Annotated in this window: 1 protein-coding gene; it reads right to left on the bottom strand. The window is 62.7% G+C overall.

All coding sequences use genetic code 11. The features are described from left to right. Positions 1 to 373: toprim domain-containing protein (locus tag FLQ44_RS22825; RefSeq protein ID WP_240801389.1), on the bottom strand; the 373-nt coding region annotated here is incomplete at both ends.

Below are 373 nucleotides of genomic sequence, written 5' to 3' on the forward strand. Positions count from 1 at the left end.
GCTTCGAGGATGGCTGCATCGTGCCGATGGCTCAGACGACGGATCGCATCCTGGGCGTGCCCGAACAGGGTCAGCAGATGCTCAAGCGCCGCGGCACTGATCGGCGGCTGGTCGACGCCACAGACCAGCTCGGCGCCTTCGACGGCATGGCTGATGAGGTAGGCGTTCAGGGCGATGTCGTCCTTCAGGTAGAGCTCCTGCTTGCCCTGCTTGAGCTTGTACAGCGGCGGCAGGCCGATATAGATGTGTCCGCGCTCGATCAGCTCCGGCATCTGCCGGTAGAAGAAGGTCAGCAGCAGTGTTCGGATGTGCGAGCCATCAACGTCGGCGTCGGTCATGATGATGATGCGGTGGTAGCGCAGCTTGTCCGGGT

The sequence above is a fragment of the Vogesella mureinivorans genome (assembly GCF_007644035.1).
Classification (GTDB): domain Bacteria; phylum Pseudomonadota; class Gammaproteobacteria; order Burkholderiales; family Chromobacteriaceae; genus Vogesella; species Vogesella mureinivorans.